This is a genomic window from Egibacteraceae bacterium (assembly GCA_040905805.1).
GTDB lineage: Bacteria > Actinomycetota > Nitriliruptoria > Euzebyales > Egibacteraceae > DATLGH01.
Genome location: JBBDQS010000068.1, coordinates 34045 through 35409, shown reverse-complemented (window position 1 = coordinate 35409; position 1365 = coordinate 34045). Strand labels below are relative to the sequence as shown.

Genomic DNA, 1365 nt, shown 5'->3' with positions numbered 1-1365 from the left:
GCCCTGGGATGCTGAGGTGTGAATCGCCGGAGCTTGCGGAGGCGATTCTCTGCTAGCCGGGCGGCGGTCGGGTGGTGGCGGGCGGCTGGGTCGCTGTGCCCGGGCCGGGGCTGGGGGGCGGTGGGGGCCGGGGCACGGTGGTGGTCCTCGGGGTGGGTGTCGGCTCGTCCTCAGGTTCCGGCTCTGGTTCCGGCTCCGGCTCCGGTTCGGGCTCGGGGGGCGGCAAGGGCTCCGGGGAGGGCAACGGGGGCGGCGGCTCACGGGGGGGCTCGGCCCGCTCGCCCCGTCCGCCCTCTCCGCGCAGTGACGCGGTGCCCTGGTCTGCGTCGGCGCACTGGATCAGCTCGCGGCACAGCGCCCGGATCGGGACGCCGTAGGCCACCTCGCCGGCCACGCGGCCGAACGGCAGGTAGTTCAGGGACGCCACGGCCACGACCCGACCGATGGAGTCCAGCAAGGGCCCACCGGCCAGGAAGTCGTTGACGGGGATGCTCGGTACCACCGCCTCGGGCGCGACGCTGCCCACGCTGCCCTGCAGGACGGCGGCTGCCCCGGGGCCGGCGATCCCCGCGAGGTAGAGACGATCCCCACGGCCGAGATCCTCGTCCGCGGGTCGCCAGTCGGTGACCGGCACGGACCCACCGCTCATCACCAGCGTCGCGACGTCGAGTCCACGGTCGAAGTTGTGGACGCGGGCCGTGGCGGTCCGCCCGGGCATGAGCACATCGACGCTCGGCACGGCGAAGCCGTCCCCGGTCGCCACCAGCCGGTACGTGGTCACCACGATCGTCTCGCCGTCGGCGCTGGCGAGGGTGAAACCCGACCCGACGCGCCGCTCGCCGTTGGCATGGGAGGCGGCGATGGCGTAGACGCCCGCGTCCTCCGGTCCCTCGATGGGCGGGTCGTCCGCCAGCGCCTGCCGCACCTCCTCCACCTGCTGCTCGATGGCGCGGCGTGCCTCCTCGGCGGCTTCCAGCACCTCCTCGCGGGCCTCGAGCACCTGGGCCCTGGCGTCGCTGGTCTCGGCCTCCAGGCGCGACACCTGCTGGCCGTAGTACAGGATCACCAGCGCACCCGCCAGCGTCGCACCGAGCAATGCGGTCATGAGGAACAGCGGGAGCAGCAGGAGGCCGAAGCTGCGATCGCCCCCGACGAAGAACTCACGGAAACGCTGCATCCCGCTCACAGGCTGCTCCTCAGGACCCGCTGCTGGGGAGTCGTGGTCATGGCCCTACGGTACCGGATCGGGCAGGCGCGTCGGTCACCGCCCACCCGTCCGATCGGGGGCCCCGCGCAGGCCAGCTCAGCAGAGGATCGCCCTCGCAGGCTCGGAGCGATTCACGTCTCAGCAGCCTCAGGGCGGTC

General features: G+C 73.4%; 1 protein-coding gene. It reads right to left on the bottom strand.

The annotated features are described in order from the left end of the window. Window positions 1–52: 52 nt before the first annotated feature. The gene (locus WD250_07650) at window positions 53–1177 is read right to left on the bottom strand and encodes a trypsin-like peptidase domain-containing protein (protein MEX2620078.1); all 1125 of its coding nucleotides are present in this window, start codon (window positions 1175–1177) and stop codon (window positions 53–55) included. Between the last annotated feature and the right edge of the window lie 188 nt (window positions 1178–1365).

What these genes read in the sequence shown, in the direction of transcription:
- WD250_07650 (MEX2620078.1), bottom strand. Translation starts at nt 1,177, where the DNA reads ATGCAGCGTTTCCGTGAGTTCTTCGTCGGGGGCGATCGCAGCTTCGGC.